Below are 14400 nucleotides of genomic sequence, written 5' to 3' on the forward strand. Positions count from 1 at the left end.
GTAAGGATTACTTACAGGTTCGCTTCTCGGCGGGGTGAGATCGCCCGCCGTGGGCGTTACCGGGGTGTTTAGCGATGGACCCGCGCGTCACCGAGTTGCATTGCATCATGCCGATAGTGAATGTCGGCTCGGTGATGTCCCACGGCATCCTATCTTACGACGATGCCGCACAGCTCCCGCACCGGTCCGTGGCACTTCAGCCGGTGCAGGACAAGCGCGATCGCAAGCAGGTCCCCGGTGGGCTGAGGTTGCACCAGTATGCGAATCTGTATTTTCATGCCCGGAATCCGATGCTGTATAAGCGGCAAGGCGAAGTGGGCAGTCTTTGCGTGATACGGGTGTCAACGGACGTCCTGCGGCTCGAAGGCACCGTTATCTCGGATCAGAACGCAGCCAGCGACTACGTCCGCTTCCTGCATCCGCGGCAGTGGCGGACGCTAGATTTCGATGCCATCTATGCGATGGATTGGCGCCATCCGGGCGATCAGATCGCCTATTGGCAGCATCGTGCCAAAAAGTGCGCCGAGATTCTGGTGCCGCACCGCGTGCATCCGGGCTTTCTGACCGGCGCCCATGTGGTGGACGAGGCCGCAAAGGCGGCGCTGGCCAATTGCGGATTTGGCCTGCCGATCTGCGTCTCTCCTGTGTTATTCTTCCGATGAGGGAAGTGATCCTGCCATGTTCAGTGCGCTAATCGGAGATCTGTTTGAAAGTCGGGCCCAGACCCTGGTCAACACCGTAAATTGCGTCGGTGTGATGGGTAAAGGCGTGGCCGAGCAGTTCAAACGGCGCTTTCCGGCGATGTTCGACGACTACAAGGCGCGCTGCGCACGAGGTGAGGTTCGGCTCGGCGAGCCGTACCTGTTCTGCGATCTCTCAGGTGCACGGATCATCAATTTCCCGACCAAGGATCATTGGCGATCGCCGTCGCGGCTGGTCGATGTCGAGCGCGGGCTTGACCATCTCGCGGTTCATGCTGCCGAGTGGGGCATTACCAGCCTCGCGATGCCGCCGCTCGGCTGTGGGAATGGTGGGTTGGAGTGGGCGGACGTAGCGCCGCTGATCTTCAGCAAACTCGGCGATCTATCGATCGAGATTGAACTCTATGCGCCCTACGGCACGCCTTGTCAGCAATTGACCCCCGACTTCCTCGCCGCGCCGCCGCAATCGGGACTCTACAGCAGGGGACGCAAGCCTGACCCGCTGAAGCACGAATGGGTCGTGCTGATGGAGGTGCTGCGCGAATTGGAGGCCCAGCCCTATGCGACGCCCGTGGGCCGCACAATCTTCCAGAAGATCTGCTATGTGGTAACAGAAATGGGTGTGCCGACCGGCTTCAGGTTCGGCAAAGGCAGCTACGGTCCGTTCTCCGATGACGTGAAGCCTGCGCTGCGCGATTTCGCTAACCGCAACTGGCTGAACGAGCAGCAACTCGGCCGGATGATCGCTCTTCGAGTCGCCCCGGAATACAACAGCGATCGTGGCCGGTTTCAGGAGCTGATCGCGCGCTACAAGGGTAAGATCGACAAGGCGGTTGACCTGTTTAGCCGGATCAAGAGCACCGAACAGGCTGAGGAGGTTCTGACAGTGTTCTTCGCGGCACGTGAGTTGAAGCAATCCAAAGGCGAAGTCGCCGAGCAGGAACTGTACGACTATATCCTTGGGTGGAAGAAGTCCTGGCATACCGACGACAAGAGGCAGGCAGTCGCCAGCGCGATCCGTAACTTGGTCCTTCTCGGTTGGTTACGCCTGACGATCAGCGACTCGCTGCCTGAGGCGGCGTAGCCGGGAGCTCGTTCACCGATCCGTCGTCGCGAGGATCATCGCGGCAACGCAAACGGATCAGAGGATCGCAAAGAGGCTGGTCGCTCTCCATTGTCATAACATCAACGGCGCCCTGCGGGGCGCCGTTTGCGTTTCGGCGCTGGGGAGGCCGATCAGGCGGGCCAGGGCGTCTTCCGGCAGCGCGGGGCTGAACAGATAGCCTTGCATCTGATGGCAGCCGAGGCGGCGCAGCAGGTCGCGCTGGGCGGCGGTCTCGACGCCTTCGGCGAGCGTGATCTTATTGCCGGTGGCGGCGATCTGCACGATCGCGCGGACGATGGTGGCCGATCCGGCTTCCTCGGTGAGGGTGTCGACGAAGCTTTTGTCGATCTTGATCTTGTCGATCGGGAAGCGGTGTAGATAGCTGAGCGACGAATAGCCGGTGCCGAAATCGTCGAGTGCGATTTTGACGCCGAGGTCGCGGAGCTGATTGAGGATCGCCAGCGTCGACTCGTTGTCCTGCAGCAGCAGCGCCTCGGTGATCTCGAGCTCGAGCCGGTGCGCGGCCAGCCCGGTGCGGGCGAGCGCCGCGGCGACCTTGAGCGGGAAGGTGGCACGCCGGAACTGGATCGGCGAGACGTTGACCGCAACTGTCATCGACGCCGGCCAGCCGACCGCGACACGGCAGGCCTGATCCAGCACCCATTCGCCGAGATCTTCGATCAGCCCGATGTCTTCCGCCAGCGGAATGAACTCGGCCGGCGACACGAAGCCGCGCAGCGGATGCTGCCAGCGCAGCAGCGCTTCGCAGCCGGCGATCGCGCCGGAATTCAGATCGACCAGCGGCTGGAAGTGGAGCTGGAAATCGTGCTCGGCCACCGCGCGCTTCAGCTCGGTCGCAAGCTCGTGCCGGGCTTTGGCCTTGGTATCCATCTCGGGCATGAAGAACCGATAGGTGCGTCGGCCTTCGGCCTTGGCCGCGTACAGCGCGAGGTCTGCCTTGGCGATCAGATCGTCGACCTCGCAGCCGTGCTCCGGTGCCAGCGCGATGCCGATGCTGGCATCCGGCGAGATCACCTGGCCGGCGCAGTCGATGCCATCGCGCAGCGTGGACTGCAGCTTCGCCACCAGCTCCCGGACGTCGGTGGCGTCGGCCATCACCACGGCGAATTCGTCACCGCCGAGCCGCGCGACGTAGTCGGCCGGCGTCAGGCAGCGCTGCAGTCGCTCGGCGATGACCTGCAACAGCTGATCGCCAACCGGATGACCGAGGGTGTCGTTGACGATCTTGAACTCGTCGATGTCGATGTAGAGCAGGGCGATCTGATCGCCGGGCTCGATCGCGCCGAGCGCGTCGCCGAGATGCTTGCGGAACGAGGAGCGGTTCGGCAGGCCGGTGAGGTCGTCGTAGTGCGCGAGATGGTGGATGCGGGAGTCCGCGCGCTTGCGCTCGGTGATCTCCTCGTGGGTCATCACCCAGCCGCCGCCCTGGATCGGCTCGCGGGTGATCAGGATGGTTCGCCCGTCGGGAAGTTCGACCTCGAACGCACTGTGAGTGCCGGCGTTCTTGAGGGCGAACGCTTGATAAGATTCGAGCAGATGCGGATCGTGGCCGGCCTGCTGCAACTGGCGCACGATTTCGAAGGTGCGCATGCCGAGCTTCAGTGCGTCGGCGGGCAGGCCATACAGATCGAGGTAGCGCTGGTTGAACAGCAATAGCCGTCCTGCGGAGTCGAACAGCGACAGGCCCTGCGCCATATTGTCGACCGCGATGCTGTAGCGCTTCCGCAAATCGGTTTCCTGCCGGATGATCTGGCGACCGAGCTGAAACAACACCACGGCAACCGCGAGCGCAGAGGCGCATGCGACCGCCACCATCACCCACAGCTCATGCCACCAGCTCGACAGCACGCCGGTGACCGAGCGCGACACCACCACAAACACCGGCTGCTTGGTCAGCATCCGCGACGCGGCGAGTCGCTCGGCGCCGTCGAACGGGCTGTTCACCCGCTGGGTGACGCTCGGATGCAGGAACAGCGGTTTGAGATCGGAATCGAGGAAGTTCTGGCCGTTCGCCTGAGTGAACCGCGGCCAGCGCGTGATCAGCGTGCCGCCGCTGGTGAACACCGCAATCGAAGCGTCTTCGCCGAGCGCGATCGAGGAGGCGAGATTCTCGTACCAGGTGCTGGGAATCGTCCGGGTCAGGATGCCCGTGGTCGCGAGGGTCGGGCCGCGCAGCCGCTTGACCAGGGTCAGCGCCAGGCTGCCGCGCACCGGATCGCGGATGAATTCGGCTTCGCCTTCGTCACGCTCGTAATCGGCGGTCCAGCGCTTGAAGCTCGGATGCTGGCCGATCGCGACGTTCGGCAGCGGCCAGCCGCGCGATGAGTTGATCAGGACGCCGCTGGCGTCGAACAGGTCGAAGTCACCGAGCTCGCCGGCCTTCAGCGACAGCAGCGTGTGGGTCGACAACGCCTTGGCGAGTGGGAAGGCCTGTTCGAGCGAGGAGGCGGTGTCGCTCTGATCGGCGTTGAGGGTCTCGAAGGTGCGGTCGAATTGGCGGGCAAGCAGCAGGGCGGTGTTGCCGAGTTCGCGCTCGGCGTTGCGAAGGACACGTTCACGGCCGTCGGCGATCATCCAGGCGGTGACCATCGAGATCGCGGCGATCAGCAGCACGCCGATCCCCACGATCCATCGCACGGACACGTTCCCCGGTCCTCGCAACAGGCTGCGCGCCCGTGCGTTCCACCCAACCCTTGCCATTGACCACCCCAGCCGGCGTCTTGATGTCCTCCTCACTACCGGGGGTAGATGGATATCTCGTTAGTACATTTACCGGCACTTTCTCCGCTCAAAAGCACGCGGCGCAGTCGGTGAGACCGCAATCGGTACTATGTTGGGTAGCAAATAGTGCGATGCGGTACCGAAGTCCGCGTCGGCTCTTGGCCGCTCCCTAACGGCGTCTCTGGACGTTCGGAGATCGTTCACCAGTGGAGAACAATTTTATCTGGGGTGGCGCGCACCGGGCGTCTGCTGGCGTCACCGCGTCGAGCGCTGGAGGTGGGCGGCAGACGCCGGGAGCCTCGGGCTGCGGCGCAAGAACCATGGTGGGCGGCGAGAGATTCGAACTCCCGACCCTCTCGGTGTAAACGAGATGCTCTAACCAGCTGAGCTAGCCGCCCGCCGCGCCTATCTACCGCGTGGGCCATGGTCTGTGCAAGGCAGGCTGGACCGGCGTAGGGCCGATCGAGCTTTGCGGCAGTCTTGGCGGCCCTTAGCCCTCGGCTGGAGAGGCCGCAGGCTCGCGCCGTGTCCCCATCCGCTGCAGCACCGCGAAGAACGCCGGGACGAACAGCACGGCGAGGCCGGTCGAGGCCAGCATGCCGGCCACCACCGCGACGCCGAGCGAGACGCGGGCGCCGGCGCCGGCACCGGTTGCGAGCGCCAGCGGCAGCATGCCGAAGATGAAGGCGAACGAGGTCATCAGGATCGGGCGGAACCGCAGCCGCGCCGCTTCCACCGCAGCCTCGGCGACCGGCATGCCCTCCATACATTTCTCGCGCGCGTATTCGACGATCAGAATCGCGTTCTTTGCCGCCAGCGCGATCAGCAGCACGATGCCGATCTGGGTGTAGAGATCGTTCGGCAGGCCCGACCATTCCAGTGCCGCGACGGTGCCGAGCAGGGTCAGCGGCACGGCGAGGATCACCGCCAGCGGCTGCAGCCAGCTTTCATATTGTCCGGCGAGCACGAAATACACCAGCAGCAGCGCGACCGCGAACACGTAGTAGATCTGATTGCCGACCACCTGCTCCTGATACGACATCCCGGTCCACGCCGTGCCCATCGACGAGGGCAGCGACTTGGCGGCGACTTCGCTCATCAGCGACATCGCTTCGCCGGAGCTGAAGCCGGCCGCCGGGCTGCCGACCAGCGTTGCGGCGGGGTACAGGTTGTACAGCGTGATCAGCGGCGGGCCGACTTCGTCGGTCAGGTACGCGACCGCGCCGACCGGCACCATCTGTCCGTTGCTGCCCTTCACCTTCAGCTTCAACACGTCGTCGGGCCGCAGCCGGAACGGCGCGTCGGCCTGGACGTAGACCTGGAACACGTTGTTGAACTTGGTAAACTGGTTGACGTAGGTCGAGCCGAGATAGCTTTCGACGGCGGAGAACACCTGGCCGACGGTGACGCCGAGCGTCTCCGCCTTCATCCGGTCCACCACCAGGCGAAGCTGCTTGACGTTGCCTTTGAAGGTCGAGGCGGCGTGGGTGATGCCGCTCTGGGTCGAGGCGTTGGCGGCGAGCTGTTCGGTGGCGTTCTGCAGCGCCAGGAAGTCCGAACTGCCGTTCTTCATTTCCACCATCATGGTGAAGCCGCCGGTATTGCCGATGCCCTGGATCGGCGGCGGCAACAGCACCAGCGCAGTTGCGGTGTCGAGCTGGCCGAGCGCGGCGCGTACCTTGGCGGCGATCGCATCGATGCTGAGATCCTTGGTCTTGCGCTGATCCCAGTCGTGCAGCACCACGTACAGCATGCCGGCGTTGTACATCGTGGCGTTATTGTCGAGTGGCGAGACGCCGGAGACGCCGATCACGCTTTCCACGCCCGGAGTCTTGCGCACCAGCTCGACCGCCTTGGCGACCGCGGCGTCGCTGCGCCCGGCGGAGGCCGCATCCGGCAGCTTCAGGCTGATGATGAAATAGCCTTGGTCTTCCGAGGGCAGAAAGGCCGGCGGTACCCGCGATACGCCATAGAACGCGACCCCGACCAGCACCAGGCCGACGATCGTGGTGAGGATGCTGAACGCGACCAGGCGGCGGATCAACGCCGCATACACAGCCTCGCAGCGCGCATAAACCGCATTGAAGATGCGATAAACTATGCCGCGCTGCTCCGGCGGCACCGGCGCGCGAAGCCAAAGCGCGCATTGCGTCGGCTTCAGCGTCACCGCATTCACCGCCGAGATCAGCGCGGTGGCGGCGATCACCAGCGCGAACTGCTGATACATCTTGCCGGTAAGGCCGGGCAGGGCGGCGGCGGGCAGGAACACCGCCATCAGCACCAGCGTGATGCCGATGATCGGGCCGAACAGCTCCGACATCGCCTTCACCGCGGCTTCGCGGCTCGACATGCCGCCGGCGATGTGCCGGGACACGCCTTCGACGATGACGATGGCGTCGTCGACCACGATGCCGATCGCCAGCACCAGCGCGAACAGGCTGGTGGTGTTGACGGTGAAGCCCATCGCCGACATCGCCGCAAACGCACCGATGATCGTCACCGGAACGGTGGTGGCGGGGACCAGCATCGCCCGCCAGTCCTGCAAGAACATCAGGATCACCACCAGCACCAGCACCGCGGCGATGAGGAGCGTTTCGTAGACCTCGTTGACCGAAGCGGTGATGAACTTGGTGCTGTCGAACGACACTTTGTAGTCGAGACCGGCCGGGAACGAGCCCGCCATCTCCTTCATCTTGGCGTTGACCGCCTGCGCCACCGACAGTGCATTGGCGCCCGAGAGCAGCGAGATCGCGATCGCAGCCGAGGGCTTGCCGTCGAGCGTGGCATTCTGGCCGTAAGAGGAGGCGCCGAGCTCGACGCGGCCGATGTCGCCGATCCGCACCAGCTGGCCGCCGCCCTGGTCGACCGCTTTGACCACGATCTTCTCGAAATCGGTCGCCTCGTTGAAGCGGCCGACGACGTCGAGCGCGTATTGGAAATTGACGATCGACGGCGCCGGCGGGCCGCCGACCAGGCCGGCGGTGACCTGGTTGCTCTGCTGCTTCACGGCGCTGATCACATCGCTCGGCGTCAGGCCGTAGCTTTGCAGCTTGTCCGGATCAAGCCAGATCCGCATTGCGTAGGATCCGGAGCCGAGCACCGAGACGTCACCTACGCCGGGCAGCCGCGCCAGTTCGTTCTGGATGTTGATCTTGGCGTAGTTGGCGAGAAACAGATTGTCGTAGCGGCCGTCCGACGAATACAGGCTGACGAACTGCAGAATCGCCGTCGACTTCTTCTTGATGTTGAGGCCTTGGGTCGAGACCGAGGTCGGCAATTGCGCGCTGGCGAGCGACACCCGGTTCTGCACCAGCACCTGCGCCATGTTCGGGTCGGTGCCGATGTCGAAGGTGACGATCAGGCTGTAGCTGCCGTCGCTGGCGCTGGTCGATTGCATGTAGATCATGCCCTCGACGCCGTTGACCTGCTGTTCTATCGGCAGTGCCACCGAATCCATCACGGTGCGCGCGCTGGCGCCCGGATAGGTCGCGGTGACCGACACCGTCGGCGGCACCACGTCGGGATATTGCGACACCGGCAGCCGCATCAGCGCCAGGACGCCGAGCAGGACGATTAGGAAGGCGAGGGTGTTTGACAACACCGGCCGTTCGATGAAGAAGCGCGAGAACATGGGCAACGCCTCGTGAGGGCCGGTGGACTCAGGGTTTCGCGGTGCCGGATTCGGCTCCAGGGTTCAGCGCAGCGGGGGCCGGTGTCGGCGCCGTCGGGGCGGCCGCCATCGCTCCGGCGACCGGCGCGACGGTGTTGCCGGCGATCGCGCGCTGGATCGCGCCGATCACGACCCGGTCGTCGGCCTTCAGGCCCTTGGTGATGACCCGAAGCTGCCCTTCCTGCGGGCCGAGCGTGACTTGGCGCTGCTCGACCACGTCGCCGGCGCCGACCACCATCACGTAGCTGCCGGTCTGGTTGGACATCACCGCGGTGTCGTTGATCAACAGCGCGTCGTCGAGCTTGCCGACCGCGACCCGGACCCGCACGAACAGGCCGGGCACCAGCGCTACGTCCTTGTTTGGCAGCGTGCCGCGGAGCTGCAGCGTCCCGGTCGACGGATCGACCTGCGGCGCGATGTAGTCGACCTTGCCGGCATATTGGAACGAGGTGTCAGACGACAGCGCGACTTGGATCGGCATTTCCAGCCGTTCTTCGCGCATGTCCTTCAGCGTCTTGCCGCGCTTGGCGAGCGCGTCGCGCAGATTGATCTGCTGCTGTTCGGTGATGTTGAAATAAACGTACAGCGGATCGACCTGGAGGATGGTGGCGAGTTTGGTCGGGCCCGCCGATCCGACCAGGGTGCCGACGTTGACCAGGCGCCGGGTCACCACACCGTCGAACGGCGCCGTCACGGTGGTATAGCCGAGCGAGGTCTTGGCCAGCGCCAGCGACGCCTGGGCGGCTGCGACCTGGGCGTTGGCCGCCGCCAGATTGGTCTGGGCGTCGTCGACGTTGCGCTGCGAGGCGACGTCTTTCTGGCCGAGGATCGACTGCCGGTCGGCTTCGCGCTGGGCGTTGGCCTGCTTGGCTTTGGCGCCGTCGAGTTGGGCTTGCTGCAGGTCGACCTGGGCCTGGTATTGGGCCTTCTCGATCTTGAACAGCTCGCGATCCTTCTTGACCGCTTCACCGTCGAGATAATCGATGCTCTCGATAAAGCCCTGCACCCGCGCTTCGAGATCGACCGAGGCGACCGGCGAGGTGTTTCCGGTGAATTCCGCATAGAGCGTCACGGGCGCCTGTGTCGGCTTGGCGACGGTGACCTTGGCCGGCGGCGGCGCGGCGTATTTGTTCTCTTCCTTGCAGCCGGCGAGGAGGAGGGGCGCGCCTGCGATCAGCGCAGCGATCCCGACCCGTCGAGCAGACGCCAAAGATGCGAAGCGGGCGCAAATCATCCGAATGTCTCCGTGTCGCGCGCAGGCAGATCGTTGCGGCACGGGAACTCAGAACTGATTCCTCGGTGGTGGTCCAACGATTGGGACAAAATGGTGGCTGCTCTGCGCGTCACCGAATGCGCAGCGGAGCTCCGACGGACACTTGCTCGCTCGTGCTAGGCCTGCTCTTCGAAAATCGTCGCCAGATGCACGATGGTCTCGACCGCCTTCTCCATGTCCTGACGGCTGACCCATTCCAGACGGGAGTGGAAGGCGTGCTCGCCGGCGAACACGTTGGGGCAAGGCAAGCCCATGAACGACAGCCGCGCGCCATCGGTGCCGCCGCGGATCGCGGCGGTGACCGGCGCAAGGCCGGCACGGCGGATCGCTTCGCGGGCGTTCTCGACCAGCTCCGGATGGCGGTCGAGCACCTGCTTCATGTTGCGATATTGCGGCTGGATCTCGATCCTGGCGCGCGAGCGTGGATAATCCAGCATCACCTCTTCGACGATGCTCTGCAGCAGCGTCTCCTTGTCCTTCAGCCCGGCCTCGGTGAAATCGCGGACGATGAAGCTGACGCTGGCTTTCTCCAGCGTGCCGGTGATTCCGATCGGATGCAGGAAGCCTTCGCGTCCTTCGGTCGTTTCCGGCGAGCAGCCGGTCTTGGGCAGCCGCTCGATGATCGCGGCGGCGATCTTGATGGCGTGCTCGATCTTGCCCTTGGCGAATCCCGGATGGGCGCTGACGCCTTCGATGGTGATCAGCGCGCTATCGGCCGAAAACGTCTCGTCCTCGATGTGACCGGCGCTTTCGCCGTCCATGGTGTAGGCGAAATCGGCGCCGAGCTTGGCGAGATCGACCTTGTCGACGCCGCGGCCGATTTCTTCGTCCGGGGTGAACAGGATCTTGAGCGTGCCGTGCTTGATCTCCGGGTGCGCCAGCAGAAACCGCGCCGCATCCATGATCTCGGCGACGCCGGCCTTGTTGTCGGCGCCGAGCAGGGTGGTGCCGTCGCTGGTGACGATGTCGTGGCCGATCTGAGTCGACAGCGCCGGATGCTCCGCGCGTCGAATCACCTGCGAGGAATCACCCGGCAGAACGATGTCGCCGCCCTGATAGTCCTTCCACACCTGCGGTTTGACACCGGCGCCTGAACAATCGGGTGAGGTGTCCATGTGGGCGCAGAAGCAGATCACCGGGACGTTCTGCTTCGCGGTGGTCGAAGGAATCGTCGCGTAGACGTAGCCGTGCTGGTCGAGATGCGCGTCGGCGAGGCCGAGTTCGCGCAGCTCCTGCGCCAGCAGCGCGCCGAGGTCTTTTTGCTTTTCTGTGGACGGGCAGGATTCGGAATGCGGGTCCGACTGGGTGTCGATGGTGACGTAGCGGAGAAAACGCTCCAACACGGTGAAGTCGAAGTTAATCGCGGTCACGTCCGAACTCCCTTGCAGGCTCGCAGCACCCGAACGCGGGATCATGCGCTTCGGACACGCGGCATTCCTGTTGATATCCGGTCCTGACTTGCGGCGCGACCCTGTGAGCGGCGTGCTGCGCCGCCAAAAAGAAACGGCAGGCGGGGCGGATGCCCGAGCCTGCCGTTCTTCAATCTGAACTGGAGTTCCGATCCCGATCCAGTCAGGACCCGCACTTCAGCGTATTGCTGCGACGAGCGTTTTTCACGCGACCCGGGACAACCGAGTCGCCCGCTGAAAAACGCTCTGGAAGCAGAATCAGATCGCTTCCTTGAGTTCCTTGGCGGCGCGGAACGCCACCTTCTTGGAGGCCTTGATCTGGATCTGCTCGCCGGTGGCCGGGTTGCGGCCCATGCGGGCGGCGCGCTTGCGAACCTGGAGGATGCCGAGGCCGACGATCCGGATGCGCTCACCCTTCTTCAGGTGCTTGGTGATGCGGGTCACCATGTCGCCCAGAATGGCTTCGGTCTGCTTCTTCGACAGCTCGTGCTCTTCCGCGAGCGCCGCTGCGAGATGCTTCAAGGTCACCGTCGCCGGCGTCGCGGATTTGGCAACTGCTTTCTTCGCCATATAGCCCTCCTGCTGTGTGTGGCGGCTTAGAAACTAAGACGTAGCAGGGCTTAGACGATTCGGGTGGGCGCTGCCTACGTCGTTTGCCCCGTAAACAGCGCATTATTTGCATTCGTGTGTCGAAAAATGCCGACATTAAAGGCGAAATGCAAAGGCTGTGCACGAGAATGGGAATCTCTGCCTCAAGCCGCTTGACTTGGGGGAGCGAGCCCTTTAATTCGACCGCCACTGCGGCGGTTGACGCAAACCACGCGGGAGTAGCTCAGTTGGTTAGAGCGCCGGCCTGTCACGCCGGAGGTCGCGGGTTCGAGCCCCGTCTCTCGCGCCACTTCGCCACGATGGCGATTGGCGCACTGCAATCCCCCTCTGAAACCTCCTGAACTTCACAGCGATCGCATCGCGGTCCGATGCTGTCTGCCGTCTGGGCCTCAGAGCCCGACCGGAAATGCGGGCAACACATTCAAAGGCTTTCACAAGCCGTCCCATTGACGATTAGTTTCGTCATGGCCGGGCTTGTCCCAACCATCCGCGCCTTTCCCGCTGTTTCGCTGCAAGACGTGGATGCCCGGCACAAGGCCGGGCATGACGAGAATCCTCGATTTCATTTCCCGCATGTCCAGTCGGGCTTTCAGGCTGAGTCTGCGCGGGTCTCTGGCTCGATCCGCGGGATAGCAGGCGAGGGCACTGATGCGCGCTGGCGCGGATGCGCGAGAATGCTTGCTGTTTGCATCTGGCTGCTATGCAAAAGGCCGCCGAGGTGGCGGCCTTCTCAACCCTCTGTTACCGCTGATGCGCGGTCGGGGATGTGTGGCTATCTCACTGTCGAGCGGCCAGAGTCCGTGACGGTCATCTGCTTGGTGGCCTTGATGACCTGGGCCGTCTGGCTGTCGGCTGCGGTGGTGCGGGCTGTAATTCCCAGCGCTGCTACGCTGATACCTGCGATGAGAGCCACCACCACGATCTTCAGGTGGGTCGCACGATCCGCTGAATGCAAAGAGTGGTTCATCGCTGCCTCCCCGCGGCGCTTGTTGTTGCCGCGTCGACAAACGGACGATAGCCTTGCGTGTGTTTCAGGAAAGTTTCGCCGGTTCCGAAAATGGTTTCGTCCGCGCTGCGTATGGTTTCTAACGCGTTGACGAGTTCGGTTGTGAATGATGAGTCACGAATTCGTGCAGGTGAGGATCGGATTCACGCCGAGGACCTCGGTCTTGCCACAGCTTGGCTTGCGCCCCCTGTTGCACTGCGCTAAGCGGTAGAACAATTCAAATGCGAACGAGTCTGCGGCAGCGCAACAGCCGCGGGGTTAGGGAACGGGTGATGAGTGGCATTCTGTCTAACTACCTGCCAATCGTCGTTTTTATCATCGTTGCGGCTGGTTTGAGCTTCGTTTTGCTGGTGGCGCCGTTCGCGGTGGCGTATCAGCAACCGGACCCCGAGAAGCTCTCCGCCTATGAATGCGGATTCAATGCTTTCAGCGATGCCCGCATGAAATTCGACGTCAGATTCTACCTCGTCGCCATTCTGTTCATCATCTTCGACCTCGAAGTCGCATTTCTGTTTCCGTGGGCGGTCGCCTTCGGCAAGCTGGGCGCGACCGGCTTCTGGTCGATGATGGTATTCCTTGGCGTCCTGACCGTCGGCTTTGCCTACGAATGGAAGAAGGGCGCGTTGGAATGGGATTGAGGCCTGAAACGATGCAGCCGACGCCGTCGCAATATCCGACCGGCGCGCAGCCGCTGATCGCGCGGCCCGCCACCGGCATCATCGACCCCAACACCGGCAAGCCGGTCGGGGCGGACGATCCGTTCTTCCTCAACGTCAACCGCGAGCTGTCCGACAAGGGCTTCTTCGTCGCCGCGACCGATGACCTGATCACCTGGGCGCGCACCGGCTCGCTGATGTGGATGACGTTCGGTCTCGCCTGCTGCGCGGTCGAGATGATGCAGCTGTCGATGCCGCGTTACGACGCCGAGCGGTTCGGCTTCGCGCCGCGTGCGTCGCCGCGTCAGTCCGACGTGATGATCGTCGCCGGCACGCTGACCAACAAGATGGCCCCGGCGCTGCGCAAGGTTTACGACCAGATGCCGGAGCCGCGCTACGTGATCTCGATGGGATCGTGCGCCAACGGCGGTGGCTACTATCACTATTCGTATTCCGTGGTGCGCGGCTGCGACCGCATCGTCCCGATCGACATCTATGTGCCCGGCTGTCCGCCCACCGCCGAAGCGCTGCTGTACGGCGTGATGCTGCTGCAGAAGAAAATCCGGCGGACCGGCACTATCGAACGCTGAAGAAGGCTGTTTCATGGACGACAACGGGCTCGACACCCTGGGTCAGACGATCGTCGGCGCCTTGCCGGGAATCGCGACCGGTCACTCCGTCGCGTTCGGTCAGCTCACGCTGACCGTCGATGCCGGCAAAATCGTGGAGGTGATGCGGCTGCTGCGCGACGATCCGCGTTTCCGCTTCATCAGCTTCATCGACATGACCGCGGTCGATTATCCGGGTCGCGCGGAGCGGTTCGAGATCGTCTACCACCTGCTGTCGCCGAAGCTGAACGAGCGGGTGCGGGTGAAGGCCGAAGTCGGCGAGACCACGCTGGTGCCGTCGATCATCGACGTCTTCCCCGGCGCCGACTGGTTCGAGCGCGAAGCCTACGACCTCTACGGCATCATCATCACCGGTCATCCCGATATGCGCCGGCTGCTGACTGATTATGGTTTCGAAGGTCATCCGCTGCGCAAGGATTTTCCGCTGACCGGTTTCGTCGAGGTTCGCTACGACGACGACCAGAAGCGGGTGATCTACGAGCCGGTTCGGCTCAATCAGGAGTTCCGTAAGTTCGACTTCCTATCGCCCTGGGAAGGGGCTGACTATCCGGTCCTTCCCGGAGACGAGAAGGCGGGAGTGAAGTCGTGACCTCGTTCGCT

Annotated in this window: 11 protein-coding genes and 2 tRNA genes; 6 read left to right on the forward strand and 7 right to left on the reverse strand. The window is 63.6% G+C overall.

Annotation, left to right across the window (positions count from 1 at the left end):
• Positions 1-74: 74 nt before the first annotated feature.
• Both DY467_RS07005 and darG read left to right on the forward strand, forming a co-directional pair.
• Positions 75-662 carry a DUF4433 domain-containing protein gene (locus DY467_RS07005; RefSeq protein WP_164634849.1) on the forward strand — a complete coding sequence of 196 codons (588 nt, stop codon included), beginning with the start codon at positions 75-77 and terminating at the stop codon, positions 660-662.
• 16 nt (positions 663-678) lie between these two features.
• Positions 679-1785: a type II toxin-antitoxin system antitoxin DNA ADP-ribosyl glycohydrolase DarG gene (gene darG, locus DY467_RS07010; RefSeq protein WP_164634851.1), complete on the forward strand. Its 1107-nt coding sequence runs from the start codon at positions 679-681 to the stop codon at positions 1783-1785.
• 93 nt (positions 1786-1878) lie between these two features.
• Here darG and DY467_RS07015 read toward each other — a convergent pair whose 3' ends face one another.
• The 6 genes from DY467_RS07015 to DY467_RS07040 form a co-directional block, all read right to left on the reverse strand.
• Complete coding sequence (locus DY467_RS07015; RefSeq protein WP_349627616.1) at positions 1879-4470, reverse strand: bifunctional diguanylate cyclase/phosphodiesterase; 2592 nt, start codon at positions 4468-4470, stop codon at positions 1879-1881.
• A 399-nt stretch (positions 4471-4869) separates the two neighbouring features.
• A tRNA-Val gene (locus DY467_RS07020) sits at positions 4870-4946 on the reverse strand.
• A gap of 92 nt (positions 4947-5038) precedes the next feature.
• Positions 5039-8179, reverse strand: coding sequence for an efflux RND transporter permease subunit (locus DY467_RS07025; RefSeq protein ID WP_164634855.1), 3141 nt, complete (start codon positions 8177-8179; stop codon positions 5039-5041).
• 28 nt (positions 8180-8207) lie between these two features.
• Positions 8208-9452, reverse strand: a complete 1245-nt coding sequence (locus tag DY467_RS07030; RefSeq protein WP_164634857.1) for an efflux RND transporter periplasmic adaptor subunit — start codon at positions 9450-9452, stop codon at positions 8208-8210.
• Between the two features lie 155 nt (positions 9453-9607).
• The gene (gene pepT / locus DY467_RS07035) at positions 9608-10906 is read right to left on the reverse strand and encodes a peptidase T (RefSeq protein ID WP_205502129.1); all 1299 of its coding nucleotides are present in this window, start codon (positions 10904-10906) and stop codon (positions 9608-9610) included.
• Between the two features lie 252 nt (positions 10907-11158).
• The gene (locus tag DY467_RS07040; RefSeq protein ID WP_011158502.1) at positions 11159-11470 is read right to left on the reverse strand and encodes an HU family DNA-binding protein; all 312 of its coding nucleotides are present in this window, start codon (positions 11468-11470) and stop codon (positions 11159-11161) included.
• Positions 11471-11721: 251 nt separating this feature from the next.
• Between DY467_RS07040 and DY467_RS07045 the strand changes: the two genes are divergently transcribed.
• Positions 11722-11798, forward strand: a tRNA-Asp gene (locus DY467_RS07045).
• Between the two features lie 483 nt (positions 11799-12281).
• On the opposite strand, the gene DY467_RS07050 is transcribed toward DY467_RS07045, so the two are convergent.
• On the reverse strand, positions 12282-12476 hold the full coding sequence (locus DY467_RS07050; RefSeq protein WP_107355922.1) for a hypothetical protein: 195 nt from the start codon (positions 12474-12476) through the stop codon (positions 12282-12284).
• A 311-nt stretch (positions 12477-12787) separates the two neighbouring features.
• Between DY467_RS07050 and DY467_RS07055 the strand changes: the two genes are divergently transcribed.
• The 3 genes from DY467_RS07055 to DY467_RS07065 are packed head-to-tail and all read left to right on the forward strand — an operon-like array spanning position 12788 to position 14389.
• The gene (locus DY467_RS07055) at positions 12788-13153 is read left to right on the forward strand and encodes an NADH-quinone oxidoreductase subunit A (protein WP_011158501.1); all 366 of its coding nucleotides are present in this window, start codon (positions 12788-12790) and stop codon (positions 13151-13153) included.
• Positions 13144-13761, forward strand: a complete 618-nt coding sequence (locus DY467_RS07060) for a NuoB/complex I 20 kDa subunit family protein (protein WP_408018706.1) — start codon at positions 13144-13146, stop codon at positions 13759-13761. Before DY467_RS07055 ends, DY467_RS07060 begins: the two co-directional genes overlap by 10 nt.
• A 13-nt stretch (positions 13762-13774) precedes the next feature.
• Positions 13775-14389 carry an NADH-quinone oxidoreductase subunit C gene (locus DY467_RS07065; protein ID WP_107344846.1) on the forward strand — a complete coding sequence of 205 codons (615 nt, stop codon included), beginning with the start codon at positions 13775-13777 and terminating at the stop codon, positions 14387-14389.
• Positions 14390-14400 lie beyond the last annotated feature (11 nt).

It is taken from the genome of Rhodopseudomonas sp. BR0G17 (assembly GCF_010907025.1).
Taxonomy (GTDB): Bacteria; Pseudomonadota; Alphaproteobacteria; order Rhizobiales; family Xanthobacteraceae; genus Rhodopseudomonas; species Rhodopseudomonas palustris_H.

Bases quoted from the DNA above. Each gene is read 5' to 3' on its own strand.
- DY467_RS07005 (WP_164634849.1), top strand. From the start codon at position 75: ATGGACCCGCGCGTCACCGAGTTGCATTGCATCATGCCGATAGTGAAT.
- darG (WP_164634851.1), top strand. From the start codon at position 679: ATGTTCAGTGCGCTAATCGGAGATCTGTTTGAAAGTCGGGCCCAGACC.
- DY467_RS07025 (WP_164634855.1), bottom strand. From the start codon at position 8,179: ATGTTCTCGCGCTTCTTCATCGAACGGCCGGTGTTGTCAAACACCCTC.
- DY467_RS07030 (WP_164634857.1), bottom strand. From the start codon at position 9,452: ATGATTTGCGCCCGCTTCGCATCTTTGGCGTCTGCTCGACGGGTCGGG.
- pepT (WP_205502129.1), bottom strand. From the start codon at position 10,906: ATGATCCCGCGTTCGGGTGCTGCGAGCCTGCAAGGGAGTTCGGACGTG.
- DY467_RS07040 (WP_011158502.1), bottom strand. From the start codon at position 11,470: ATGGCGAAGAAAGCAGTTGCCAAATCCGCGACGCCGGCGACGGTGACC.
- DY467_RS07050 (WP_107355922.1), bottom strand. From the start codon at position 12,476: ATGAACCACTCTTTGCATTCAGCGGATCGTGCGACCCACCTGAAGATC.
- DY467_RS07055 (WP_011158501.1), top strand. From the start codon at position 12,788: ATGAGTGGCATTCTGTCTAACTACCTGCCAATCGTCGTTTTTATCATC.
- DY467_RS07060 (WP_408018706.1), top strand. From the start codon at position 13,144: ATGGGATTGAGGCCTGAAACGATGCAGCCGACGCCGTCGCAATATCCG.
- DY467_RS07065 (WP_107344846.1), top strand. From the start codon at position 13,775: ATGGACGACAACGGGCTCGACACCCTGGGTCAGACGATCGTCGGCGCC.